Raw genomic sequence first — 24,834 nt, 5'->3', positions numbered from 1 at the left:
TGGCGCTTCGGACGATGTCGTTACGTGACGACTCGGAATTCAGCGCTTGAACCACCCCAGGTCGACGGCCTTCGCCATTGCTTCGAATCCCGCGCCGTTCGGATGCAGGTGATCGCCACTGTCGTAGGCCGGCAGCATCCGATCGGGCTTGGCCGGGTCCCGGATGGCCTTGTCGAAATCCACCACGCCGTCGAAGGCGCCGCCGTCGCGGATCCAGGCATTCACCGCTTCGCGCTTCTTTTCGTTACGCGACGAGTGATAGGGCCAGCCTGCGCCGCCGAACGGGGTGAGCGTGGCGCCATAGATCTTCACGCCCTTGGCGTGTGCGCGGGCGATCAGCTTTTTCATGCCGTCGATGATCTGCTCGGCCGAGACGTTGTCAGCCGGCGTCGCCGGCTGGCCGGAGCCGCCGATGTCGTTGATGCCTTCCAGCAGCACGATCCAGCGCACGCCGGGCAGATCCAGTGCATCGCGATCGAAGCGCGCCTGCGCGCTGGGGCCGAAACCGTCGTTGAGCACGCGGTTGCCGCCGATGCCCGAGTTGACCACCGCCACCGACGACAGCGCCGCATCGGCGCGCAGCCGCGCAGCGAAATGATCCGGCCAGCGCTCGTAAGTGTCCGGCCGGGCGCCTACGCCATCGGTGATGGAGTCGCCGAACGCGACCACCGCATGCCGCTCGGCTTTGTCGCCAAGCTCCACGCCGCTGAGGAAGAAACGGCTGCCGTGCACTTCGGCGCCGGGAAAATGCGCCGACGCCGTGGCATCGCCGCTCTCGGTGAGGTAGGCCGTGGCCAGGCCCGCGTTGTGCTGGGTCGACGGGGCCGGTGCAACGTTGGCGGGAACGTACAGGCTGATGGCCAGTTCCTGCAGCGGCTTCACTTCCAGCGATACCGGGTCGCTCAGCACGCTGCCGCCCTTGGGGATGGTCACGGTGGGATGGCCGTCAAACGTCAGTGCGCGATCGCTGCCCGGCGTGATGGACGAGCCTTCCGCGCGCAGGGCGACATGGATCGGTCCCAGCGTGACCGGCCCCGCGCCGAGCAGGTTGGACAGCTTCACCCGTACCGAAGTGCCGCCCACGCTTACGCGCACGACCTGCCGCACCGTCTGGTCGGAGAGCTTCGGTCCGGTCGAATCCATGGCCGCACCCCAGCCGGCCACCCAGCGCAGCGACGGTTCTGTGGGTGCGCTCCAGGCCGGGGCGAGCAGGGCGCCGCATAACGAGGCGGTCAGGAAAAGCTTGAGCCACTGACGGGACATGCCGGAATCCTTTGTTGTCCGGTAACGGAAAGCCTGTCTTAGCAGAAAGGCGGTTCGGTTATCCGCCGTGCCTGTTTACAAAATCCGGCAGGGCGCTGGAGGAGCGGGCGCGATGCCCTGGGGTGTTACGTGACATCCATGCACCGGTGGTTGCGTGACGATGCGTCGCGGAGGCGAGTTGACGCAATCAAGATAAGTCGCTTTATAAAAACCTTGTATCAAATTGTTTTTACGGGATTTCTTATTCTGCTGCCTTTGGCGTCTGCCGACGATTGATGGCGGGAACCTGGCAAAAACCGCGGCTGCGTGCGCCTCGTCGCCAAGAACATAAATCACTTCAGGAAAATTGCTCAAGCGGCGGTTTTTCGTCGCTTTTTATATCGTTCTGCCTATTGCAATTTTAAGTTACGTAACTTAAAATTCGCGCATCATTTCACCGAGGAGCCTCGACATGGTTGATGCACGCGATCCCGGCACCTTGCCGCTGCCTCTTGCGTTCAAGCGCAGCCGCGGCCGTCCCCGCAAAGAGAGTCCCTTGACCGGCGCGCAGCGCCAGGCGCGTTTTCGCGCGCGCCGCCAGGCGCAGGCGCAGCAGTTGCACGAGCGCCTGCAAAAGGTGCTGGGGTATCTGGATCAGGGCGATGCCGGCATGGCGCGCCACGAGCTGGAGTCACTCGTCGCTGTTACGTCACGCAAGTGATGCAATGACGCGGCCACGGAGTGGCCAACGAGTTGCGTGACATCGTCGAGCCGTCTCGCGTGGTGAGATCGGGTGTCGCGCATGCAATGGTGCCGTCGGTGAGGCGGCGTGACGGAACGAAAAAATGCGGGGATGGCCGGGCGGGAGATGCCGCGTCATGCGGAGGCCGGCAAGAACATGCATCGGCGATGGCGGCGGCCATCGCGGCGTCCGGCCCGTATCGCAACGGGCCGGACGACGGAATGGAAGTGGCGATCAGCCCTTGCGGCTGCGGCGCGCGGCTTTCTTGGTGGCTTTCTTCACTACGCGCCCCGGCGTCCGCTTCTTTGCCACCTTCGTGGCGCTCTTCTTCGCGGTGCGCGCCGGCGCGGCGCCCTCGATCAGCAGGTCGTCCAGCGTCACGCCGCGCTTCTTCAGCAGCGCGACCAGCCACAGCGGGCGCTTGCCGCGGCCGCTCCAGGTCTGCGACGGATCTTCCGGGTGGCGGTACTTCGGCGCGACAGTGGCTTTGCCGCGGCGGCCCTTGCCGCCGGCGAGGCGCGGAAACACCTCGGCCAGGGTCAGGCCGGAAGCGGTAAGCAGTGCTTCGATCTTGCCGCGCACATCACTGACCTGACGGCTTCGCGATTGCTCCAGCTGGGAGCGGGCGCTGCTGATCAGCGATTCCAGCTCATTGGGCGAAAGGGTCTTCAGATTAATGGCCATGCGCAGCTCCTGGGCTGGAAATCGGGCCCGACCTTAACACATGGATGATGCGTTGCGGGGTGTCCTGCATCGCGCGCAAACCCTTGCGGCACAAGGCTTGCGATGGTTTGGCCGGATCGGCCGGGTGATCGAGGGCAGCGTCTGGTGCCTCGGTTGCCGCACGAAAATCTACCCACTCGGGTGAGATGCGCCCACGTAAGATGACCCGTATCGCGGCGGTGTTTCGTCGCTCCTGGAGTGCTCATGGATCGTCTGGCGACCTTGCAGGTGTTCATCGCCGTCATGGAATCCGGTTCGTTCTCCATGGCGGCGCAACGCCTGGGCCTGGGTCAGCCGGCCGTATCGAAATCGATCGCGCAACTGGAGCAACGGCTGCATACCCGCCTGTTCGTGCGCAGCACGCGCGGCCTGCATCCGACCGAGGCCGCGCGGATCTTCCACGAGCACGCAAGGCAGGCCCTCTATCACCTGGAAGAGGCCGAGCTGGCTGCGCGCGGCGAGGGTGCGGCGTTGACCGGCACGCTGCGGGTCAGTGCGCCGGTCACCTTCATGCGCATGCAGGTGATGCCGCATCTGGGGCCGTTCCTGGCCGAGCATCCGGCGCTGTCGCTGGACATCGTGCTGGACGATCGGCATGTGGATTTGTTGCGCGAGGGCGCAGACATGGCGCTGCGCGTCGGCCCGCTGGACGATTCGTCGATGACCGCGCGCCGGCTGGCCAGTGCGCGGCGCGTGCTGGTGGCCTCCGCGCGTTATCTCGAACGCCACGGCGAGCCGCGCGAGCCCGCTGACCTGGCGCGGCACGAGTTCGTGATCTACACGCGACGCAAGGCACCGCGAGTGCTGATGCTGCAGCGAGACGGACAAAGCATCGAAACGACCATCGGCGGCCGCATCACCGTCAGCGCCGCCGAAGGCTTGCGCGAGGCGGTGCTGGCGGGTCTGGGCATGGCCACCATCGCCACCTGGGTGTTTCAGGATGAGCTGGCCCGTGGCGAAGTGGTGGAGATCCTGAAGGACTGGACGCAACCGCGGATGGATGTCTGGGCGGTATATCCGGCCGGACGGCTGCCCTCGGCCAAGGCACGTGCGTTCACCGCCTACGTGGAGAGCGTCCTTCAGGGCGGTGGATCGGTGCGACACGAGGATGCGGAGTGAAGATTCGCTCGCTCAGGACGACATCGCCAGCGAACGGCCCAGCCGCCGGCCGTAATCGACCACGGCACGTCCTTGCGGCAACCGCGCCTGTTCGTAGGCCGACAGTGCTTCGGGCAGCGGATGCGCCGCCAGCGCCGAGGCCAGCGCCATCGCATCGCCGGCAGCCTTCGCTACGCCCATCGCGGTGTGCGGCCGCGCGATGAAGGCGGCGTCGCCGAGCAGGGCGATGCGGCCCTTCACCATGTGCGCGGTTTCATAGTCGTAGATCGGCTGCAAAAACGGCTGCGCCTCGGCCGCCACGGCGGCGGCGAACGGCGGCGGCAACTCGTGGCGGGCATCGGCCACCAGGGCGTCGCGCAGTTCAGCGGGAAGTTCGCCCGGTCCCAGCGAGTAAGCCTCCGGCCGGTGCGCGAAAGAGAGCAGGGTCTGCAGTCGGTCCGCCGGTATGCGGCGATACCACACCCAGTTGTAGCGCCGCTCGCCGACAGCCGTCTGTCCGTCGGCACCGGGTACGAGATACCCCAGTGCGTGCGAGCCGTGTCCCATATGGAAGGCCATGCGTCCAAATAGCGTCCGGGCTGCGTCAGGCGGCATGGCGCTTTCGGGGATCAGGCCGCGCCAGGCGGCATAGCCCGCATAGGCCGGGCGCGCGCCATCGCCATTGACCGCCTCGCGCACGATCGAGGCCTGGCCGTCGGCGCCGATCAGCAGGTCGACATCGAAGCGGCGGCCATCCTCGAGCGCGATGTGGGCGCCTTCGGTTTGTGGCCGGACTTCGCTCACCGTCGCGCCAGTGAGGTAGCGCGCCGGCGATACCAGCTGGCGGAAGCCGTCGTAAAGCAGATCCCAGGACATCTGCATCTGCGGGCTGGCATCGCGCGAGGCGATGTCGCCCGCGCGATTCAGAGCGATGCGTTCGTCCGCCCATACCCCTTGCTCGGCCAGCTGCGGCAGGCCGACCTGGCGCAGGATGCGCTGCACCTGTTCCTGTACCAGCAGTCCGGCGCCGCGGCGCGCCAGACCGTGGCGCGCGCGCTCCATCACCGTGACATCGTGGCCCTGGCGGCCGAGCAGGACCGCTGCGAACAGGCCGCCGACCGAACCTCCTGCGATACCGATGCGCAGACTCATGGCGGCGCTCCTCAATGCGCCGCCGAGGCGGCGCGATGCGCACGCCAGCGCAGCAGACTCATCGCCAGCGCGAGCACCGGCAGCGCGCCGCCCAGGATCGTGACGCCAGCCCAGCCGAAGCGCGCCCAGGCCGAGGCGGCGGCGAGCGAACCCAGGGCGCCGCCGACGAACATGGTGGTCATGAACAGGGTGTTGAGGCGGCTCTTGTATTCCGGATGCAGGCCGTAGATGACGTGCTGATGGGAGACGAGCGCGATCTGCACGCCGAAGTCCAGCACGATCACGCCCACGATCAGTCCGGCCAGGCTGGTCCAGCTGCCGAACACGAGCCAGGCCAGGATGGTGGCGCCGGCACCCAGTGCGATCACCGGCGCCGGGCCGCGGCGGTCGGCCACGCGGCCGGCCAGCGGTGCCATCGCCACGCCCACCGCGCCGACCACGCCGAACAGGCCCGCGGCCGCGGCGCCCAGGTGCAGCGGCGGCTGCGCCAGACGCAGCGACAGCGTGGTCCAGAACGCGGAGAAGGAGGCGAACAGCAGCGCCTGCGTGATCGCGGCGCGGCGCAGCGCCGGCTCGCCGGTCCACAGCTTGCCCAGCGAGGCCAGCAGGTGGCGGTAGCGCAGGTGTTCGCGCGGATGATGGGCGGGCAGGGCGCGCGCCATCAATGCCGCACCGGCCAGGGCCACCGGCACCGCCAGCCAGAACATCGCGCGCCAGCCGGCGACGCTCGATACCGCGCCGGCCAGCGTGCGGCTGAGCAGGATGCCGGTCAGCAGGCCGCTCATCACCGTGCCGATGGCGGCGCCGCGCTTGTCCGGCGCCGAGAGGATGGCGGCGAACGGCACGATCTGCTGCGCCACGGTCGCCGCGGCGCCGACCACTACCGAGGCCGCGGCCAGTGCGGCCAGGCCCGGGGCCACGGCTGCCAGCACCAGGGCGGCGGCAAGGACGAGGAACTGGATGACGATCAGTCGCCGGCGTTCGAGCATGTCGCCCAGCGGCAGCAGGAACAGCAGGCCCGCCGCGTAGCCCAGCTGGGTCAGGGTGGGGATCCAGCCGCCGACGCGCGCATCGCGCAGACTCTCGCCGATCACGCCTAGCATCGGCTGGTTGTAATAGATGTTGGCCACGGCCAGCCCGGCCGCCGCCGCCATGGCGAACAGGGTGGTGCGGGACAAGTGTGGCGAGGTTTGGGGATGGGCTGGCATGACGGGTCCGCGTAGGAGAAGACATACGCAGGCTAGGCGGCCGCCTCCGTGCGCGGAACGCGGGGCGGAGGAACATCTGTCATTCCATGCGGGAATGGCGGCCATGCGGCGGCCGGCGACTTGTAGCAGGCCGGGTCGAGATGTGTGTTTCATCACGTTTCCTGCACGCCCTCTCGTCTTTCCGTGTTACCTGACAGAAGTTGTAGGCGTTCCCCTACAGACACACCCTGCTGCGCCGCAGGAAACTATCTGCGTCCGGTCAGTCAGGCTCCTTTGCCGACGCCCCGGACCTTAAGGAACTACTGGTCGTCCGCGACCGCCGGCCCCAAGGATGGGGCCCTTTTTTTGTCCGGCCCAAGCTCTTGGCCGGCATGCGACAAAGGAAAGTCGCAGTCCGCGGAACCGCCGGTGCCCTGTCTTTCTCCCGGATGGAATCAAGCCACGATGGCAACTCAAGATTTTCGCAACGACTCCTCGCTTCCCGAAAAGTGGAAGAAGCGCTTCGCCTTCTTCGAGCAGTTCGGCGCGCCGAATGCTCCGGCCTACAAGGAAGAGCTGAAAAAGCTGGAATGGAAGCAGCGCGTCCTGATCAACGCCAACATCTGGGCGTTCTTCTTCGGCCCGATCTACATGGCCATCATCGGCCTGTGGAAGAAGGCGCTGGTGCTGCTGGGCATCGTGGTGGTGATCAACGTGATCGGGTATGTGCTGCATCTGCCGGGGCCGGTCTTGAACGGCATCGGCATCGGTTTCAGCGTGCTGTACGCGCTGATCACGAACTACGCGTTCTACCTGAAGCGGGTCAAGGGCCAGGACAGCTGGAACCCTTTCGAAGGCATGCGCATGTAAGTCCGTACGCGCTGGCGGTGGGCGCTACACCGTGCCGACCGCCAGCGTGAAGCTCTGCAGAAAGTGGAAGTCCGGACGGCGCAGCGCGAAATCCGGATGATTCGGGTCGCACAGGCGTTCCAGTTCCGCATAATCCTCCGCGGACAGATACGGTCGCAGCCGCTCGCCCCAGGTGTCGCGGAAAATCGTCTCGACGAGATAATCCTCGTCCGCCGCCTTCAATGGCCAGACCCGCTCGATCATGTATGTATGCACGGTCACGTCGCGTAACCCTGCCGCGCGAAGCAGGCCGGCGATGGCACGCACTGCCGTGAGTTCGCGTTCGTCGACCCGGTAACGGTCCCGGTAGTACTGGCGGACGGCTTCGTTGGTTACCCGTTCCAGGCGGGCATCCCAGGCGAAGTACATATCCGGCAACAGTGAACTCTGGCCCAGCGCGATGCGCCCGCCGGGACGCAGCAGTGCGGCGAGGACGCCGATGCCTGCCAGCGGATCGCGCAGGTGATGGATGGTATTGACGGACCACGCCAGGTCGAAGCTCCCCGTCGCCAGTGGCGTCGCCATGGCGTCGGCCTGAAGCACCAGCGCGCCTTTCGGCGCGGTCCGGCGCGCCGCTGCCACGTGCGCCGCCGCCAGATCGAAGCCGATGACCGTGCCCTGCGCGCCGACTACCGCGTCGAACCACCCCAGCGCTTCGCCGGTACCGCAACCGGCGTCGAGGACCCGCATGCCGGGACGGAGCCGCAGCGAGTCGATGGCCCGGCGCAGCTCCGGTGCCGCGAAGGCATTGAACTGCCGCAGCTTGCGCGCATAGTCGCGCGCGACGGTATCGCCCAGACGGCCGGTGTCGACCGGCTTCGTCGGGCTATCCGTCAGGGCGCAGGCGTTCTGGGGCGGGCGTCGCGTCATCTCCGTGAGTCGCCATGACGCCCCGAATGGTTGCGTGGTCGCTTACAGCGTGAAATCCGCGGCGACCGGGAAGTGGTCGGACGGATAGCGCCCGTCCTTCGAGGTGGTGATCGTCTCCATCCAGTTGGCCTTCACCCCGCGATAGAGAATCCAGTCGATCTGCACGGTGGGCTTGCCGGTGAAATCGTGGAAGGTCTTGGCGGGGCCTTCGCGCTTGGGCACGGTCTCCCAGGCATCTTTCAGCGTAGCGGTTAGGATCTTGTGCGCCTCGCTGCTCGGCTCGGTATTGAAGTCGCCGGTGACGATCACCGGCACGTCCGCCGGCAGCTTGGCGATCCAGGCGGCCATTTCGCGCGCGCCCTTGGTGCGCGCGTCCTCGTCCTGGTCGCGGTAGGGGAAGTGGGTGTCCAGCAGATAGAAGCGCTTGTGGTCGTCCAGGCGCTCGAACAGCGCCCAGTTCACCATGCGCGGAAACACGTTGCCCCAGGTGATGCTGGCCACTTTGTCCGGCGTGTCGGACAGCCAGAAATCGCCGGACTCCACCAGCTTCAGTCGATCCTTGCGATAGAAGATGCCCATGTGTTCCTCGGCATGCGCGCCGAAGCGGTCGCGGCCGAACCAGGTGTATTCGGGCAGGCGCTGCACCGTGTCGTCGCCTTGCTGCTTGAACAACTCCTGCGTGCCGATCACGTCGGGATGGACGCGGCGGATGGTGTCGGCGAACAGATCGCGCCGCTTGTCCCAGGCATTGGGGCCGTCCTGGGCGGCAAGGGTGCGGACGTTGAACGACATCACCTTCAGTTCGCCGGCGGCTGCGGGCAGCGCGGCGAGGGCAACGGCAAGGGCGAGCGCGAAACGGGACAGGCGGGTCATGGCGGAGCGGCTTCCTTCATCGGGCAACCGCCCGAATATAGCGGCATGTGGCGCATCGGGTATGACAGTGCGCGCACGGCGCTTTTCGTTATGCTGCGGCTATCCCGGACTCGACGCAGGATCCGCATGGCCTCTCCACGCCTGACCGATCTCGCCCATGGCGGCGGCTGCGGCTGCAAGCTGGCGCCTTCCGTGCTGCAGGAGCTGCTGGCCGGCAAGCCCGCCGCGATGCCGTTCGCGCAACTCCTGGTGGGCACCGAATCCAGTGACGACGCCGCCGTATGGCAGGTGGACCAGCGCACCTGCGTGATCGCCACCACCGATTTCTTCATGCCGGTGGTCGACGACCCTTACGACTTCGGCCGCATCGCCGCGACCAATGCGCTGTCCGATGTCTACGCGATGGGGGGCAAGCCGATCATGGCGCTGGCCATCCTGGGCATGCCGCTGGGCAAGCTGGATGTCGACACCGTGCGCGCGATCCTCGCCGGCGGCGAGGCGATCTGCGCGCAGGCGGGCATTCCGGTGGCGGGCGGTCATTCGATCGATTCGGCGGAGCCGATCTACGGCCTCGCCGCGATCGGGCTGTGCACGCCGGCCAACGTGCGCCGCAACTCGGGCGCGCGAGCGGGCGATGCGCTGATTCTCACCAAGGGTCTCGGTGTCGGCATCTATTCGGCGGCATTCAAGAAGCAGGCGCTGTCGCTGGAGGCCTATGCGGAGATGCTCGCTTCGACCACGCTGCTCAATCGCGTCGGTCACGCGCTGGCGCAGGACGACGATGTGCACGCGATCACCGACGTCACTGGCTTCGGCCTGCTGGGGCATGGCATGGAGATGGCTCGTGGCAGCGGGTTGCGTCTGCACCTCGAACAGACGCGCCTTCCGTTCTTCGCCGAGGCCGAGGCCCTGGCCGAAGCGGGTTACGTCACGGGCGCGTCGAAGCGCAACTGGGCCAGCTACGGTGAGGGCGTGACGCTTCCCGCGGACCTGCCGGAATGGCGCCGCGCACTGCTCACCGATCCGCAGACCTCGGGCGGGCTGCTGGTGGCGTGCAAGGCGGAGCGGGCCGAGGCGATCCGGGCGATGATCGAAGCGGAGGGCTATCCGCACGCGCGCATCATCGGAACGGTGCGGGAAGGGATGCCGGGCATCGAGGTGATCTAGCCACCGCGCGGGTGGCGGAAGAGAGTGGGAGTCGAACCCACCCAAGACAGTCTTATCTGCCTCACCCGGATTTGAAGTCCGGACGCCCCACCGGAGACGATTCTCTTCCGTGCAAAACGCTTGCGGGCGGCGCAGGCCCGAACAGGTCCAGATAGCGCGCCTGGATCCGGCGCAGGGTGCCGCGATTGAGCGTGACGCCCTGCCGGTCGAAGAATTCTAGGATCTGGATGGCGACTTTACGACCATTGTCGAGGCGGTCGCGAAACTGCGCCGCGGTAAAGCGGCCGTCCGCTGCCTGCGCCGCGACGTCGGCGGCGATCAGCGCCATCTCGTGCACCGTCGCGCGCAGGAAGAAGTGATCGTGCGCCACCTCGTCGACCAGGCCGATGCGTGCGGCGAGCTTCAGTAGCTGCCGGATCTCCGGCTCCGGTCGCCCCAGCGTCCCGGCGATGTCACGTACCCGCGGCGGGCGGAAGCGCACGTCGCCGCCCAGCAGCGGCGCGACCGCGCGCCAGGCCGCTTCGCGTTCCGGGCTCAATTGCGGCGTATGGCCCGGCAGCCGTACGAACGCGCCATCGCGCACCACGCGGCCGGCGAGGTCCGGGTGCTGCAAGGCGAGCGCGAAGGCGGCGGCCGGCAGCCTGGGCTGCAACGCCAGGCGCAGTTTCTCGCGGCCCACGCCTTGCACGTCCGGGTTGGCGGCGTGGAAGCCGTCCAGATAATCGACCAGTCCCGCGACGAAGCGCCGCCAATGCACCGGGCCGATCGCCACGCATGCGCCATCGGCGATGAACAGTACCGGTGCTAGCGCGGCGACGATGCCGTCCATTCTCGCAGCGGACAAGGCGCGGTCCCGCGCGAGGATGGCCAGATCCCAGGCGAACGGCGGCGTATCGAGCAGGGCGGCGATGGCAGCCTGCGGATCGTCGATCGCCAGCGCGGCGCGCTGCGCCACCCGCTCGGCGGTACGGCGCTGGCGCGCCGGTGCGCGCAGATCCAGGAATTGACCGCCGCCGATGGTGCGCTGGGCGGAGACGTCGCGCAGCACGAAGCGATCCAGCGCCGCCGCGGCGATCGGCCTGCTCAGCACCAGCTGCACGTCGGCCGTATCGCCGGGCAGAAGCTGCTCTCCTTCGAGCAGGACGATGCGCGCGCCGACGTCCGTGGCGCCGTGATGCAAACGAGCGGGAAACCATTGGCCGATCGGCCTGGGCTCTCCGGGCAGCAGTCGCAGGCGCGCGTCGATGCGGTCGGTCGGCGCATGCAGGTTCGGGTCGAGCAGCATGTCGCCGCGATGAATCGTGTCTTTGGCGATGCCTTCGCCGGCAAGATTCAGGGCACAGCGATCGCCGGCTCGCCCGGTTTCGGCCGGCCGGTTCTGTGCGTGCAGCGAGCGCACGCGCGCGGCGAGACCGCTCGGGCTCAGTACGACCTGGTCCTTGTTGCGCACCGTGCCGGTCAATACGGTGCCGGTCACCGTCACGCCAATACCGGGCAGGGTGAAAACGCGGTCGATGGCGAGACGGAAACGCCCATCGGCCGCGCGCGCGGTCAATGCGCGCGCTTCGGCGTCGAGCCGCTCGCGCAGTGCCGCGATGCCGTCGCCGGTGACGGTGGAGGCGGCCAGCACGTCGGTGTTTTCCAGCGTCGTGCCCGCCGTCGCCGCGCGAATCTGTGCACGCACCTCGGCCAGTCGTTCGGGCGTGGCGAGGTCGGCCTTGGTCAGCACAACGAGACCTTGCCGGATGCCCAGCAGATCGAGGATCGCCAGGTGTTCGAGCGTCTGCGGCATCACGCCGTCGTCGGCGGCGACCACCAGCAGGGCGAAATCGATGCCGCTGGCACCGGCCACCATGGTGTGCACGAAGCGTTCGTGGCCGGGCACGTCGACAAAGCCGAGCACGCCGCCACCGTCCAGCGGCAGGTAGGCGAAGCCGAGGTCGATGGTGATGCCGCGGGCTTTTTCTTCCTTGAGGCGGTCGGTGTCGATGCCGGTCAGGGCTTTGACCAGCGACGTCTTGCCGTGATCGATATGGCCGGCGGTGCCGATGATCATGAAGCGCGCGCGATCACGCGGTCGGTATCGAGCGCGGCCAGGCTCTCCAGCAGCGATGCCTCGTCCGCTTCATCCAGACAGCGCAGGTCCAGCCACAGGGCGCCATCGGCAATGCGGCCGATGATTGGCCGGGGCAAGGCGCGCAGCGCGGCCGCCAGTCGTGCCAGCGTTGTCTGGCTGCCCTGCGGGCGGATGGCCAAGGCCGAGCTGACGAGCGTGTCGAGCGGCAGGGCGCCGGAGCCGACCTGGCTGAGGCAGGCGGCGATATCGACCGTGAAAGCATCGCCCACGCGTTCGGCCACGGCCGGCCGCAGGCGTTGCGCCTGCGCCTCGATGCCGGACACATCGCGCGCGAGATATCGCAGCGTGGGCAGTCGCTCGGCCAGGCGATCCGGATCGCGATACAGCGTAAGCGTCGCCGCGATCGCGGCCAGGCGGATCTTGTCCACGCGCAGCGCGCGTTTGAGCGGATTGCGGTTGATCTGCTCGATCAGCGCGTGCTCGCCGACGATGAACCCAGCCTGCGGCCCGCCCAGCAGCTTGTCGCCGGAGAAGGTGACCAGCGAAGCACCCTCGGCCACGGCGTCGCGCACGGTCGGTTCCCTGGCCAGGCCGTAGCGGGACAGATCGATGAGCGTGCCTGAGCCGAGATCGTTCAGCAGGGGCACGCCGGCCGCGTTGGCGAGCGCCGCCAGCACCGGTGCGCCGACGTCCGTGGTGAAGCCCTGGATACGGTAGTTCGAGGTATGCACCTTCAGCAGCACGCCGGTGTCCGCGCCGAGCGCGTCGCGATAGTCGGAGGGGTGGGTGCGATTGGTGGTGCCGACTTCGACCATGCGCGCGCCGGCGCGCGCCATGATGTCGGGCAGGCGGAACGCGCCGCCGATCTCGATCAGCTCGCCACGCGACACCACGGCCTCGCGCCCGAGTGCGAACGTGTTGAGGCACAGCAGCACGGCGGCGGCGTTGTTGTTCACCACCGTGGCATCTTCAGCGCCGGTCAGTTCGCGCAGCAGGTCGCGCAGGTGGTCGTCGCGCTCGCCGCGCCCGCCTTCGTCCAGGTCGTATTCGAGCGCCACCGCATGGCGCATCGCCGCCGCGGCGGCATCGACGGCGGCGTCGGGCAGCAGTGCGCGGCCGAGATTGGTGTGCAGCACGGTGCCGGTGAGATTGAACAGCGGGCGCAGGCTGGGCATGCGCGCTTCCAGTCGCAGCCGCGCCGAGCGGGCCAGTCCGGCGGCGTCAGGCGCGGCGGTGGCGGTGGTGCGCATGGCTTGGCGCGCTTCGTCGATGACCAGGCGGATGGCCTCGGTCGTGGCGACGCGGCCATGCCGCTCGATCAGGGCCGATGCTTCGGTCGTCGCCAGCACGGCGGCGACCGCGGGAAGGCGGCGCAGGGAAGTGGCCTTGGATCCGGTCATAGGGGCCGATGCTGCTGTGCGGACACGACACGGTCAAGGCAGTCGGCCCGTGTGTCGTAGTGACTTTGGTCGAGGGCCGTAGCATGCTGCGCCGCACGCGGTTGCTTCCGCCTCCGTTCGTCTTGCCCCTCCGTAGCGCAGCTGGCGTACGGTCCATGGCGGGCAAGCATCGTGCCCTGTAGGGCCTGAGCTCCCGACTGCCCGCAGGGGGATCGATGCCCGCCGTTTCGCATGCCGCGCGCACCACGCGCCTGTCCGTATTCCTGTTGCTGGCGATCGCCGGCCTGTTCTACGTGAAGTGGCATCCGTACTACGACCGCGCTTTCGTGGCCGCCGCACAGCATGCCATCGGGCACTCGATCCTGATGGGCGACGCGGCGAGTCCGCCGGCGCCCTCCTGGGGTGCGGCACTCGGCTATGCGCTGGCCTACGGCAAGGCGATCTGGCAGGCCATGCTGCTGGGCCTGCTGCTCGGCTCCGGTCTCCAGGCGTTGCTGCCGGCGAACTGGGTCGCGCGCATGCTGGGCACCCCGGGTTTCGGCAGCGTGCTGGCCGGCGGGCTGCTGGCCTTGCCCGGAATGATGTGTACGTGCTGCGCGGCGCCGGTGGTGATCGGGCTGCGCGAACATCGGGCAGCGCCCGGCGCGGCGGTCGCGTTCTGGCTCGGCAATACGGTGCTCAATCCCGCGACCCTGGTGTTCACCGGTTTCGTGCTGGGCTGGCACTGGACTCTATTGCGCGTGGCGCTGGGCGTGCCGATGGTGTTCGGGCTGGGCTGGCTGGCCAATCGCATGACGGGGGCGACGGCGCCCGCGCTTGCTTCGTGGTCGCCGCAGGAAGCCGAGCCGCGTTCCGCTAGCGACGTCGCGCGGCGCTGGCTGCACATCTTCGCGCGCATGACGCTGCGGCTGCTGCCCGAATACCTGGTGATCGTGCTGCTGCTGGGCGCGGTGCGCGCATGGATGTTCCCGCATATCGGTCCGGCGATCGGCAACGAATGGTTCTGGATCGCAGCCCTGGCGCTGGCCGGCATGCTGTTCGTGATCCCTACCGCCGGCGAGGTGCCAATCGTGCAGGCCATGCTCGCGCTGGGTCTCGGCGGCGGGCCGGCCGCCGCCCTGCTGATCACCTTGCCGCCGGTCAGCCTGCCGTCGCTGGCGATGCTGGCGCGCTCCTTTCCCGTCAAAGTGCTGGCAATGGTCGCCGCGGCGGTGGTCGGGTTCGGAGTGCTCGGCGGCGCGATCGCTTCGTGGCTGGGGCTGCGCTAGGGCGCAGGTTGGGCTGATGAGCCGCAGGCCTGCGTGGTGACACGTTCGCGCGCGGTTATGCGATCAGCAGCAGCGGATTCGGCGCGTGCCGGGCGAAGCCGGCTTCGGCGACGAGGATGTCCAGGCCCAGCGAGGCGAGGTCGTCGGCGTAGGGGTCGGCCTGCATGTCGCGCAGCTGGTAGAGCAGCTTGGCGTAGGTGTGGCAGTCGCCGCAGGTCTCGGCCTTCACCACGCCCTCGTCGCCCTCGATGTTTTGCAGTGACAGCTGCCGCGTGCCGCCGCAGGTGATGCAGACGGCGCGCACGTGGTTCCAAACGGTGGAGCAGAGCGAGCAGTACAGATAGCGCGTGCCAGGTGTGGTGCCGCCGGCCGCGATCAGGCCGGCGACGGAGGGTGAGCCGCAGCACGGACACAGTCCGCGTTCCTCCAGCAGCCGCAGGTCCGCGGCGTCGAGCCGTGCGGCCGAGCAGGTGAAGTAGACCTGCAAAGCGGCGGCGACATAGACGGCCATGCCGGCATCGGCTTCGGCGAGTCCGCCGCGCAGGAATTGATCGGCCAGGATGTTCTGCATCGCGGTGCCGCCGCGTCGCAGCTGGGCGATGGCCTCGCGCGCGGCGGACGGCGCCGCGGCACGGTCGATGCGCTCGAGCAGCAGCGCCAGGCCTTCGCGCCATGATGTGTCGCGAACGTGGCCATCAGCCGCCAGCGGCGGCAGGCGCGCGGCGACCGCCTGCGCGATTGCCGCCGGGTCAGGTTGCGCGGCGGGCGACCGCTCCGTGGCCACGCCATGCTGTGCCCACGCCAGTTCCGCCATGAAGCGCAGCCACGCCTCCATCGGATGCCTGGCGGCAAGTTGTTCGAGCCGCCGTGCGGTGGCCGCGAAACGTGTGGCCGGGGCGGGCAGGAGGATCGGCTCGGGCGCCTTCACGCCGGCATGCGACGGTCCGCTCCACTTGCCGCTCGGCGGCGCTTCGGCTTGTCTCACGAATGCTTCCTTGGGCTGTTCTTCTCGTGCTCGCCGGAGGCGATATCCAGCAACCACTTGCGATGATGGCGCCAAGCCCAGCCCGGCGTCACGTAGCCCCGCGTCATCGCGCGCACCGAGTGGCGCACCCAGATCGCGGCATAGACATGGATGATCCAGATGACGATCGCCGCCAGCGCCGCCACGCTGTGGATCAGCGCCGCGGCGCGCTGCACGGGGATCGAGGTGGCCGCGCCGAAGTACACCTCCCAGATCGCCAGGCCGCTGAAGAACAGCACGGGAACCAGCAAAGTCATCGACCAGAACACCAGCTTCTGGCCGGCGTTGTTGCGGCCGACCGGCGGCGTGCGCTCTTCGTCGTTGACGATCACCGGGCCGATGGATTTCATCCAGGTCGTGTCGTCGCGGTTCCAGAGATTTTCGCGCCAGAACTGCACGATCAAACCGAGATAGCTCAACAGCAGCACCACGCCGATCCACGGATGCGCCGCCCGCGCCCATTGCCCGCCGCCGAACAGGCCGGACAGGAAGAACAGCATCGGGTGGAACATCGACAACCCCGACAGCACCAGCAGCACGAAGCAGATCGCCGTGATCCAATGGTTGACGCGGTTGGCCGTGGTGTAGCGGAGGATGGTGTTGTTCGGGCGGGTCATGACACTTTCTCCTCGCCTTGGCGCAACACGCGCTCACCCTCGGCCTCGTCTTCCTCGGTGACTTCATTCGGGCCGGCGGTGATCCAGTGGAAGAAGCCGGCGAGTGCGGCCAGGGCGATGCCGGCCAGACCCAGCGGCTTGATGAAGCCCTTCCATGCGTCCACCGTGAGGCTGATCCGCGGCTTGTCGGGCAGACCCGAGTACAGCGACGGCTTGTCCGCGTGCTGCAATACGTACATCACATGGGTGCCGCCGACTTCCTGCGGATCGTACAGGCCGGCGTTCTCGAAGCCGCGCGACTTCAGCTCGACGATGCGCTCCTGCGCCTGGTGCGTCATGTCCGTCTTGGCCCCGAACATGATCGCGCCGGTGGGGCAGGCCTTCACGCAGGCCGGTTCCAGGCCCACCGCGACGCGGTCCGAGCACAGCGTGCACTTGTACGACTTGTGGTCCTTCTTGCTGATGCGCGGGATGTTGAACGGGCAGCCCTTCACGCAATAGCCGCAGCCGATGCACTTGTCGCTGATGAAGTCGACGATGCCGTTGGCGTACTGCACGATCGCGCCGGGCGCCGGGCAGGCCTTCAGGCAGCCCGGGTCTTCGCAGTGCATGCAGCCGTCCTTGCGGATCAGCCATTCGAGGTTGCCCTGTTCGTTCTCGTGCTCGGCGAACTTCATCAGCGTCCACACGCTGGGGCCGAGATCCGCCGGGTTTTCGTACGAGCCTTCGAAGTGGCCGATCTCCGGCCGCAGGTCGTTCCACTCCATGCAGGCCGCCTGGCAGGCCTTGCAGCCGATGCAGCGGCTGACGTCGATCAGCTTGGCGACCTGATCTTCATGGCTGCGCGCCGACGGCGGCGTCATGGTCGAGGCGGAGCGGCGGACGTAGTCTTGCGATTGCAGATCTGACATGACTGTTCGTCCTCAGGCCGTGACCGGTGCCGTGGTCTTTTCCACGTTGACGAGGAACGCCTTGAACTCCGGCGTCTGCGTGTTGGCGTCGCCTACCGAAGGCGTCAGCGTGTTGGCGCCGTAACCCTTCCTGGCCTGGCCGGTGAAGCCCCAGTGGATCGGCACGCCGATCACATGCGTGGGCTTGCCGTCGACCGTCATCGGCTTGATGCGCTTGGTCACGTAGGCCTTGCAGATCACTTCGCCGCGCTTGGAGGTCACCTTCACCCAGCCGCCTTGCTCGATGCCTTTCTCCTTGGCCAGTGCCTCGCCGATCTCGACGAATTCCTCCGGCTGCAGGATCGCGTTGATCAGCGCGTGCTTGGTCCAGTAGTGGAAATGCTCGGTGAGGCGATAGGTGGTGGCCACGTACGGGAAGTTCTTCGGGCTGCCGAACGAGGCTCGGTCGTCGGCGAACACGCGCGCCACCGGGTTGGCGCTCACCTTCGGATGCAGCAGGTTTTCCACCGGCGATTCCAGCGGCTCGTAATGCTCGGGGAAGGGGCCGTCGGCCATCAGCGTGCGGGCGAACAGGCGGCCCATGCCTTCGGCATTCATGATGAAGGGGCCGACGCCATCGGACGGTTTCACGGTGGGGCCGTAGTCGGGCACGTCGATGCCCACCCATTTGCTGCCGTTCCACGAGATGACCGGCTTGGCCGGATTCCAGGGCTTGCCGTCCGGGTCCGCGCTGGCGCGGTTGTACAGAATGCGCCGGTTGGCTGGCCACGCCCACGCCCAGTTCGGCGCGATGCCTTGCTCGCGCGGGTCGGTGGCATCGCGGCGGGCCATCTGGTTGCCCTTCTCGGTAAAGCAGCCGGAGAAGATCCAGCAGCCCGAGGCGGTGCTGCCGTCGTCGCGCAGTTGCGCGAAGCCGTCGAGCAGGGTGCCGGCCTTGGTGGTCACCGCGTTGGTGGCCGGGTCGACCAGGTCGGCGAGGGCGCGCCCGTTCATTTCCTTGGCCAGCTCCTCCGGGTCCGGTTCGAGCGGGTCGGTGTATTTCCAGGTCAGGCCGAGCACCGGATCGGGGAAGGCGCCGCCTTCCTTGCGATAAAGCTCGCGCAAGCGGTGGAAGAGGCCGGTCATGATCCAGATGTCCGACTTCGCTTCGCCCGGCGCATCGGCCGCTTTCCAGTGCCATTGCAGCCAGCGCGCGGAGTTGACCAGCGAGCCGTTTTCCTCGGCGAAGCAGGTGGTCGGCAGCTGGAACACCTCGGTCTGGATCTCGGCGGACTTGGCCGGATTCTGCGGGCCGAAGTCCTGCCAGAAGCGCGAAGTCTCGGTGTCCAATGGATCCATCGTGACCAGGAACTTCAGCTTGCTCAGGCCGCGGCGGATCTTGCCGCGATCCGGGAAGGCCTGCAGCGGATTGAAACCCTGACAGATGTAGCCGGTCATCTGTCCGGCATTCATCATCTCGAAGGCCTTGATGATGTCGTACAGCGGGATATCCAGCTTGGGTAGCCAGTCGTACGCCCAGTCGTTGTCCTTGGTGGCCGCGTCGCCATAGATCGCCTTCTGCAGGCTCACGAAGAACTTGCGGTAGTTCTGCCAGTAGCTCGTCTGGCCGGGGCGCAGGGGCTTGTACAGCTTGGTCTGCATGTATTCGTCGAGGCTGGTCTCCTTGTCGACGGGCAGGTTGAGGTAGCCCGGCATCAGGTTGGAGAGCAGGCCGACGTCGGTCAGGCCCTGGATGTTGGAATGCCCGCGCAGCGCGTTCATGCCACCGCCGGCCACGCCGATGTTGCCCAGCAGCAGCTGCACCATCGCCATCGTGCGGATGTTCTGCGAGCCCACCGAGTGCTGCGTCCAGCCGAGCGCGAACAGCGAGGTCAGCGCCTTGTCCGGCGCCGCGGTGCTGGCGAACAGTTCGCATATATGCAGGAACTTGTCCTGCGGCGTGCCGCAGATGCGCGAGACCGTCTCCGGCGTGTAGCGCGACACGTGCTGCTTGAGCAGATTGATGACGCAGCGCGGGTCCTGCCAGGTATCGTCGGATTTGACGTAGCCGTCCTTGTCCAGCTCGTAATCCCAGCTCGACTTGTCATAGCTGCGTTTTTCTTCGTCGTAGCCGCTGAACAGGCCCTCTTCGAAGGTGAAGCCGTCCTTCACGATCAGGCCGGCGTTGGTGTATGCACGTACGTACTCGTGCTGGATCGCGTCCTTCTCCAACAGATAGCGGATCACGCCGTTCAAGAACGCGATGTCGGTGCCCGGTCGGATCGGCGCGTAGTAGTCGGCCACGGCGGCCGTGCGCGTGAAGCGCGGATCGACCACGACGAGTTTGGCGCCGTTCTCGATCTTCGCCTCGATCACCCATTTGAAGCCGCACGGGTGCGCCTCGGCGGCATTGCCGCCCATCACCAGTACGACGTTGGCGTTCTTGATGTCCTGCCAGGTGTTGGTCATTGCACCGCGACCGAATGATGGGGCCAGACTGGCCACCGTCGGTCCGTGTCAGACGCGCGCCTGGTTGTCGAACACCACCATGCCGAGGGAGCGGGCCACCTTCCAGGTCAGGTAGGCGGTTTCGCTGGAGGACGCCGAGGCGGCCAGCATGCCGGTGCTGGTCCAGCGGTTGACCGTGGTGCCGGCGGCGTTCTTCGCGATGAAGTGTTTGTCGCGGTCGTCCTTCATCAGCCGGGCGATGCGGTCCAGCGCGAAGTCCCAGGAGACTTCCTTGAACTCGGTGCCGCCGGGAGGCCGGTAGCGCGGTGCCTTCAGGCGGGTGGGCGCATGCACCACGTCGAGCAAGGCCGAGCCCTTCGGGCACAGCGTGCCGCGGTTCACCGGATGATCCGGGTCGCCCTCGATATGGATGATGTTGGAGCGCGCGTTCTTGGCGCGGTCGCCCATGCTGTAGATCAGGATGCCGCAGGCTACCGAGCAGTACGTGCAGGTGTTGCGCGTCTCGGTGGCGTGGGCGAGCTTGAAGGGCCGCACGGCGGCGGCCTGCGCCTCGCCCGCGGCGCCGAAGCCTAGTACGCCCAGGCCGGACGCGGCCAGGCCGAGGCCCGTGATCTTGATGAATTCGCGACGAGTGAGTGCCATCGCTGTGCTGCTCCCGCTGGTTGGCTGGATCGCCATCCCTGAGCGGGTGGCGACGTGGCTCGAGAGACTGCTTCTGCGGCCCCGGAAACAAGCCCGTTGCCTTTGCGGAACCTAGCACAGGTGGGTTGCGGAAAGGCATGCGGCGAACGTCGAATGGCGGTCCGCCGCAACACAGCAACGATGAGTTTCTTCTCCCCCTCCGGGGAGAAGATGCCGGCAGGCAGATGAGGGGCGGGTGCTCGAGAAGGCGTGTCTGGAGCGAGCTTTGGAAGCCTGCACGCGCATCGCTTCCGCAAGACTGTGCATCACGCTCCACCCGGCCCCTCACTTCAGCCTTCTCCCCGGAGTGGCGTGCATCGAATTGGTGCACTGCGGTGGTGCAAGCCCTTCGCACGCGAATGATCTTGGTGCACTTCGCTCTGCGAAAAATTCCTAGTTTTCGCGCAAATCCCGCGTTTCCAGCGTTTTTTCTCCATGGCATGCGTGTTGCTTAGCAGCATGGCGTAACTCCGCCATCGATGTCGGCGGGGCCGATCGTTCTCTGCGGGGAGACGTGACATGTCGGGCAAGGCGACTCGGATCGAACTGCTGCAATGGCGAACGCCGCAGATGCGGGCGTTCCACCTGAGCTGGCTGGCCTTCTTCGTGTGTTTCTTCGCCTGGTTCTCGGCGGCGCCGCTGATGCCGCTGATCCGTGGCGAACTGAACCTGGATGCCGGGCAGGTCGCCGATATCGGGATCGCCGCGGTGGCCGCCACGGTGTTCGGCCGCCTGCTGATCGGACCGCTGTGCGACGCCTTCGGGCCGCGTCGCGTCTATACGGGCCTGCTGCTGCTCGGTTCGCTGCCGGTGTTCGGCATGCTGCTGGTGCGCGACTACACCTCGCTGCTGTGCATGCGCCTGGCCATCGGCATGATCGGCGCCAGTTTCGTGATCACGCAGTACCACACCTCGGTGATGTTCGCGCCGCAGGTGGTCGGCACGGCCAACGCGACAGCGGCGGGCTGGGGCAATGCCGGCGGCGGCGCGGCCCAGGCGGCGATGCCCTGGGTGCTCGCCGGACTGCTGGCGCTGGGCATGGGGCAGGCCATGGCGTGGCGCTGGGCCATGCTGGTGCCCGGCGTGCTGATGGTGATCGTCGGTGTCCTTTATTGGACATGCACGCAGGACAGCCCGCAGGGCGATTACCGTGAGCTGCGTGCGCGCGGCATCGCCGTCGGCGGCGGCAAGGCCGGCGGCTGGGCGGCGTTCCGCGCGGCGGCGCGCAACTATCGCGTGTGGCTGCTGTTCGTGACCTATGCCGGCTGCTTCGGCATCGAGCTGTTCGTGCACGGCGTGGCTTCGGCCTATTACGTGGACCGCTTCGGTCTGGGCTTGCGCGAGGCCGGTTTCGCCGTCGGTGGCTTCGGCCTGCTGGCGCTGTTCGCCCGCGCGCTCGGCGGCATCGCCTCCGATCGCCTGGTGCGTCGCCACGGCTTGCCGGCGCGGGCGCGCCTGCTGGGGGTGCTGATGCTGTGCGAAGGGCTGGGTTTGCTGTGGTTCGCCTCGGCGCACGATGCGGGCGTGGCGATCGCCGCGATGCTGGTCTTCGGGCTCTTCACCCACATGGCCTGCGGCGCCACCTACGCGCTGGTGCCCTTTGTCGACCGCAAGGCGCTGGGCGGCGTGGCGGGGATCGTCGGTGCCGGCGGCAACGTGGGCGCGGTGGCGGCGGGCTTTCTGCAGAAATCCCTGGGCTCGGTGCAGCTCACTTTTCTTTACCTGGGCGGTTTCGTGATCGCCGGTTCGCTATGCGCGCTGGCGGTGCGCTTCAGCCGCGAGCACGTGGACGAGGAACGGGCGTTGCGCCTGGGCGAGGCGGGTGCGCCGGCTCCGGCACTGGCCATCGACTGACGAGGCGGAGGTTCGCGCATGGCGACGACAAGACTGGTCGTGATCGGCAACGGCATGGTGGGCCACAAGCTGCTGGAAGAGCTGGCCGCGCTGCGGCCGCCGGGGCTGGAGGTCACCGTGCTGTGCGAGGAAAGCCGACCGGCCTACGACCGCGTGCACCTGTCCGATTATTTCGCGGGACGCAGCGCGGACGATCTGTCGCTGGTGGCGGCGGGCTTCTTCGAAAAGGCCGGCATGACGCTGCGGCTGGCCACGCGCGCGGCCCGCATCGATCGCGCCTTCAAGCGCGTGACCACAGCCGCCGGCGAGGTGCTGTCCTACGACAAACTGGTCATTGCCACCGGTTCCACGCCCTTCGTGCCGGCGATTCCCGGCAACGATCGCCGGGGCTGCCTCACCTATCGCACGCTGGATGACCTGGCCGCGCTGGCCGAATGGGGCGCGCAATCGAAACGTGGCGTGGTGGTCGGCGGCGGGCTGCTCGGCCTGGAATGCGCCAAAGCACTGCGCGACATGGGGCTGGAGACGCATGTGGTCGAGTTCGCGCCGCGCCTGATGGCGGTGCAGGTGGACGATGGCGGCGGGCGCATCCTGCACCGGACCATCGAGGAGCTCGGCCTGGTGGTGCACACCGGCAAGAACACGCAGGAGATCGTCGACGGCGAGCACGCCCGCCATGCCATGAAGTTCGCCGACGGCAGCATGCTGGAAACCGATCTCATCGTGTTTTCCGCCGGCATCCGCCCGCGCGACGAGCTGGCGCGGCAATGCGAACTGGGCGTGGGGCAGCGTGGCGGCATCATGGTCGACAACTTCTGCCGCACGCGCGACCGCGATGTCTACGCCATCGGCGAATGCGCGCAATGGGGCGGCAAGGTGTTCGGCCTGGTCGCCCCGGGTTACGACATGGCTCGCGTGGTGGCCCATCATCTGCATGCGCTGCTGGCGCGCGAAGAGGCGCGCGAGCTGCCCGAGTTCGGCGGCGCCGACATGTCGACCAAGCTCAAGTTGATGGGCGTGGATGTGGCCAGCCTCGGCGACGCGCACGGTGCCACGCCCGGCAGTCGAAGCTACCAGTTCAGCGACGAGCGGCGGCAGGTCTACAAGAAGCTGGTGGTGTCCGAGGACGGCAAGCGCCTGCTCGGCGGCGTGCTGGTGGGCGATGCCGCCGACTACGGCACCCTGCTGCAGATGATGCTCAACGGCATGGATCTGCCCGACGCGCCCGAGTCGCTGATCCTGCCCGCACCCGGCGACAAGCCGCGCGCGGCATTCGCCATCGATGCGCTGCCGTCGTCGGCGCAGATCTGTTCGTGCAACAACGTGTCCAAGGGCCAGCTGTGCCAGGCGGTGGGCGAGGGCGCCACGTCGATCGGCGCGCTCAAGGAAGCGACCCGCGCGGGTACTACCTGCGGTGGTTGCGTGCCGCTGGTCACGCAGATCATGAAGGCCGAGATGGCGCGCCAGGGCCTGGCGGTGAACAACCACCTGTGCGAGCACTTCGCCCATTCGCGCCAGGAGCTCTACCACCTGGTGCGCGTGGGGCGCATCCGCCGTTTCGATGAGCTGCTGGCGCGTCACGGCCGCGGGCTTGGCTGCGATATCTGCAAGCCCGTGGCGGCCAGCATCCTGGCCTCGTGCTGGAACGAATTCGTGCTGCAGCAGGAACACGCCGCGCTGCAGGACACCAACGACTATTTCCTGGCCAACATCCAGAAGGACGGCACCTACTCGGTCGTGCCGCGCATGCCTGGCGGCGAGGTGACGCCGGACGGACTGATCGCGATCGGCCACATCGCCAAGACCTACGGCCTGTACACCAAGCTCACCGGCGGTCAGCGCGTGGATCTGTTCGGTGCGCGGCTGGAGCAGCTTCCCTCGATCTGGGAGGCGCTGATCGCGGCTGGCTTCGAGTCCGGTCATGCCTACGGCAAGTCGGTGCGCACGGTGAAGTCCTGCGTCGGCTCCACCTGGTGCCGCTATGGCGTGCAGGATTCGGTGGGCACGGCGATCGATCTGGAGAACCGCTACAAGGGGCTGCGTTCGCCGCACAAGCTGAAATTCGCGGTATCCGGCTGCGCGCGCGAATGTGCAGAGGCACAGAGCAAGGACGTAGGCGTGATCGCCACCGAGAAAGGCTGGAATCTCTACGTCTGCGGCAATGGCGGCATGAAACCCCGGCATGCTGAGCTTCTGGCCGGTGATCTCGATACGCCCACGCTGGTGCGCTACATCGACCGCTTCCTGATGTTCTACATCCGCACCGCCGATCGCCTGCAGCGCACCAGCGTGTGGCGCGACGGACTCGAGGGCGGCCTGGACTACCTGCGCGAGGTCGTCATCCACGACAAGCTCGGCATCGCCACCGAACTGGAGGCGGAGATGGCGCAGGTCGTCGGCGCCTATGAATGCGAATGGAAACGCGCGGTCAGCGATCCGCAGGTGCGACGCCGCTTCCGCCATTTCGTCAACAGCGAGGTCGGCGACGACCAGGTGGCGTTCGTGCCGGAGCGAGGACAGATCCGACCGGCGACCGTGCAGGAAAAACGCACGCTCCGTGGCATCCCGGTCGTGGTCGAGACGGAGTGAAG

The 24,834-nt window shown here is 67.4% G+C and carries 20 protein-coding genes and 1 tRNA gene; 7 read left to right on the top strand and 14 right to left on the bottom strand.

What is annotated here, in order from left to right:
- Nucleotides 1-39 precede the first annotated feature (39 nt).
- Entirely contained in the window at nucleotides 40-1,263 is a 1,224-nt protein-coding gene (locus ACNR9O_RS09685; RefSeq protein ID WP_473681114.1) for an SGNH/GDSL hydrolase family protein, read from the bottom strand.
- A gap of 451 nt (nucleotides 1,264-1,714) precedes the next feature.
- Here ACNR9O_RS09685 and ACNR9O_RS09680 point away from each other — a divergent pair, with 451 nt between their 5' ends.
- Nucleotides 1,715-1,963 carry a hypothetical protein gene (locus tag ACNR9O_RS09680; RefSeq protein ID WP_473681115.1) on the top strand — a complete coding sequence of 83 codons (249 nt, stop codon included), beginning with the start codon at nucleotides 1,715-1,717 and terminating at the stop codon, nucleotides 1,961-1,963.
- Nucleotides 1,964-2,218: 255 nt separating this feature from the next.
- Here the strand turns inward: ACNR9O_RS09680 and ACNR9O_RS09675 are convergent, their stop codons facing one another.
- Nucleotides 2,219-2,668, bottom strand: coding sequence for an H-NS histone family protein (locus ACNR9O_RS09675; protein WP_473681116.1), 450 nt, complete (start codon nucleotides 2,666-2,668; stop codon nucleotides 2,219-2,221).
- Between the two features lie 243 nt (nucleotides 2,669-2,911).
- Between ACNR9O_RS09675 and ACNR9O_RS09670 the strand changes: the two genes are divergently transcribed.
- Complete coding sequence (locus ACNR9O_RS09670) at nucleotides 2,912-3,826, top strand: LysR family transcriptional regulator (RefSeq protein ID WP_473681118.1); 915 nt, start codon at nucleotides 2,912-2,914, stop codon at nucleotides 3,824-3,826.
- A gap of 12 nt (nucleotides 3,827-3,838) precedes the next feature.
- Here the strand turns inward: ACNR9O_RS09670 and ACNR9O_RS09665 are convergent, their stop codons facing one another.
- Together ACNR9O_RS09665 and ACNR9O_RS09660 are read right to left on the bottom strand one after the other, a co-directional pair.
- Entirely contained in the window at nucleotides 3,839-4,957 is a 1,119-nt protein-coding gene (locus tag ACNR9O_RS09665; protein WP_473681120.1) for an FAD binding domain-containing protein, read from the bottom strand.
- Between the two features lie 11 nt (nucleotides 4,958-4,968).
- Nucleotides 4,969-6,165, bottom strand: coding sequence for an MFS transporter (locus ACNR9O_RS09660; protein ID WP_473681122.1), 1,197 nt, complete (start codon nucleotides 6,163-6,165; stop codon nucleotides 4,969-4,971).
- A 444-nt stretch (nucleotides 6,166-6,609) separates the two neighbouring features.
- Here ACNR9O_RS09660 and ACNR9O_RS09655 point away from each other — a divergent pair, with 444 nt between their 5' ends.
- Nucleotides 6,610-7,014, top strand: coding sequence for a DUF2628 domain-containing protein (locus tag ACNR9O_RS09655; RefSeq protein WP_473681124.1), 405 nt, complete (start codon nucleotides 6,610-6,612; stop codon nucleotides 7,012-7,014).
- 24 nt (nucleotides 7,015-7,038) lie between these two features.
- Here ACNR9O_RS09655 and ACNR9O_RS09650 read toward each other — a convergent pair whose 3' ends face one another.
- A complete protein-coding gene (locus tag ACNR9O_RS09650; RefSeq protein WP_473681126.1) occupies nucleotides 7,039-7,923 on the bottom strand; it encodes a class I SAM-dependent methyltransferase in 885 nt (294 codons plus the stop codon).
- Between the two features lie 42 nt (nucleotides 7,924-7,965).
- On the bottom strand, nucleotides 7,966-8,796 hold the full coding sequence (locus ACNR9O_RS09645; protein ID WP_473681128.1) for an endonuclease/exonuclease/phosphatase family protein: 831 nt from the start codon (nucleotides 8,794-8,796) through the stop codon (nucleotides 7,966-7,968).
- Nucleotides 8,797-8,922: 126 nt separating this feature from the next.
- On the opposite strand from ACNR9O_RS09645, the gene selD reads away from it, so the two are divergent.
- Nucleotides 8,923-9,963, top strand: a complete 1,041-nt coding sequence (selD, locus tag ACNR9O_RS09640) for a selenide, water dikinase SelD (RefSeq protein ID WP_473681130.1) — start codon at nucleotides 8,923-8,925, stop codon at nucleotides 9,961-9,963.
- A 12-nt stretch (nucleotides 9,964-9,975) separates the two neighbouring features.
- Here the strand turns inward: selD and ACNR9O_RS09635 are convergent.
- The 3 genes from ACNR9O_RS09635 to selA form a co-directional block, all read right to left on the bottom strand.
- Nucleotides 9,976-10,072, bottom strand: a tRNA-Sec gene (locus ACNR9O_RS09635).
- Nucleotides 10,025-12,019 carry a selenocysteine-specific translation elongation factor gene (gene selB / locus ACNR9O_RS09630; protein WP_473681132.1) on the bottom strand — a complete coding sequence of 665 codons (1,995 nt, stop codon included), beginning with the start codon at nucleotides 12,017-12,019 and terminating at the stop codon, nucleotides 10,025-10,027. Before selB ends, ACNR9O_RS09635 begins: the two co-directional genes overlap by 48 nt.
- Nucleotides 12,016-13,440: an L-seryl-tRNA(Sec) selenium transferase gene (gene selA, locus ACNR9O_RS09625; protein ID WP_473681134.1), complete on the bottom strand. Its 1,425-nt coding sequence runs from the start codon at nucleotides 13,438-13,440 to the stop codon at nucleotides 12,016-12,018. Before selA ends, selB begins: the two co-directional genes overlap by 4 nt.
- Nucleotides 13,441-13,655: 215 nt before the next feature.
- Between selA and ACNR9O_RS09620 the strand changes: the two genes are divergently transcribed.
- Nucleotides 13,656-14,708, top strand: a complete 1,053-nt coding sequence (locus tag ACNR9O_RS09620; protein WP_473681135.1) for a permease — start codon at nucleotides 13,656-13,658, stop codon at nucleotides 14,706-14,708.
- 55 nt (nucleotides 14,709-14,763) lie between these two features.
- Here the strand turns inward: ACNR9O_RS09620 and fdhE are convergent, their stop codons facing one another.
- From fdhE to ACNR9O_RS09595, 5 genes are read right to left on the bottom strand one after another with little or no spacing between them, the layout of a single operon-like run.
- Nucleotides 14,764-15,693, bottom strand: coding sequence for a formate dehydrogenase accessory protein FdhE (gene fdhE / locus ACNR9O_RS09615; RefSeq protein WP_473681137.1), 930 nt, complete (start codon nucleotides 15,691-15,693; stop codon nucleotides 14,764-14,766).
- On the bottom strand, nucleotides 15,690-16,349 hold the full coding sequence (locus ACNR9O_RS09610) for a formate dehydrogenase subunit gamma (protein WP_473681139.1): 660 nt from the start codon (nucleotides 16,347-16,349) through the stop codon (nucleotides 15,690-15,692). Before ACNR9O_RS09610 ends, fdhE begins: the two co-directional genes overlap by 4 nt.
- Nucleotides 16,346-17,260, bottom strand: a complete 915-nt coding sequence (gene fdxH / locus ACNR9O_RS09605) for a formate dehydrogenase subunit beta (protein WP_473681141.1) — start codon at nucleotides 17,258-17,260, stop codon at nucleotides 16,346-16,348. Before fdxH ends, ACNR9O_RS09610 begins: the two co-directional genes overlap by 4 nt.
- 12 nt (nucleotides 17,261-17,272) lie before the next feature.
- Nucleotides 17,273-19,744 carry a formate dehydrogenase-N subunit alpha gene (gene fdnG / locus ACNR9O_RS09600; protein ID WP_473681143.1) on the bottom strand — a complete coding sequence of 824 codons (2,472 nt, stop codon included), beginning with the start codon at nucleotides 19,742-19,744 and terminating at the stop codon, nucleotides 17,273-17,275.
- A 12-nt stretch (nucleotides 19,745-19,756) separates the two neighbouring features.
- Complete coding sequence (locus ACNR9O_RS09595) at nucleotides 19,757-20,350, bottom strand: hypothetical protein (protein WP_473681145.1); 594 nt, start codon at nucleotides 20,348-20,350, stop codon at nucleotides 19,757-19,759.
- 558 nt (nucleotides 20,351-20,908) lie between these two features.
- Here ACNR9O_RS09595 and ACNR9O_RS09590 point away from each other — a divergent pair.
- Both ACNR9O_RS09590 and nirB read left to right on the top strand, forming a co-directional pair.
- Entirely contained in the window at nucleotides 20,909-22,243 is a 1,335-nt protein-coding gene (locus ACNR9O_RS09590; protein WP_473681147.1) for an MFS transporter, read from the top strand.
- Nucleotides 22,244-22,261: 18 nt separating this feature from the next.
- Nucleotides 22,262-24,832, top strand: coding sequence for a nitrite reductase large subunit NirB (gene nirB, locus ACNR9O_RS09585; RefSeq protein ID WP_473681149.1), 2,571 nt, complete (start codon nucleotides 22,262-22,264; stop codon nucleotides 24,830-24,832).
- The last annotated feature ends 2 nt before the right edge of the window (nucleotides 24,833-24,834 follow it).

The sequence above is a fragment of the Dyella sp. CR10 genome (assembly GCF_055814425.1).
Note: the sequence above shows the minus strand (reverse complement) of the source record. Positions and strands in the feature narration are given on the sequence as shown.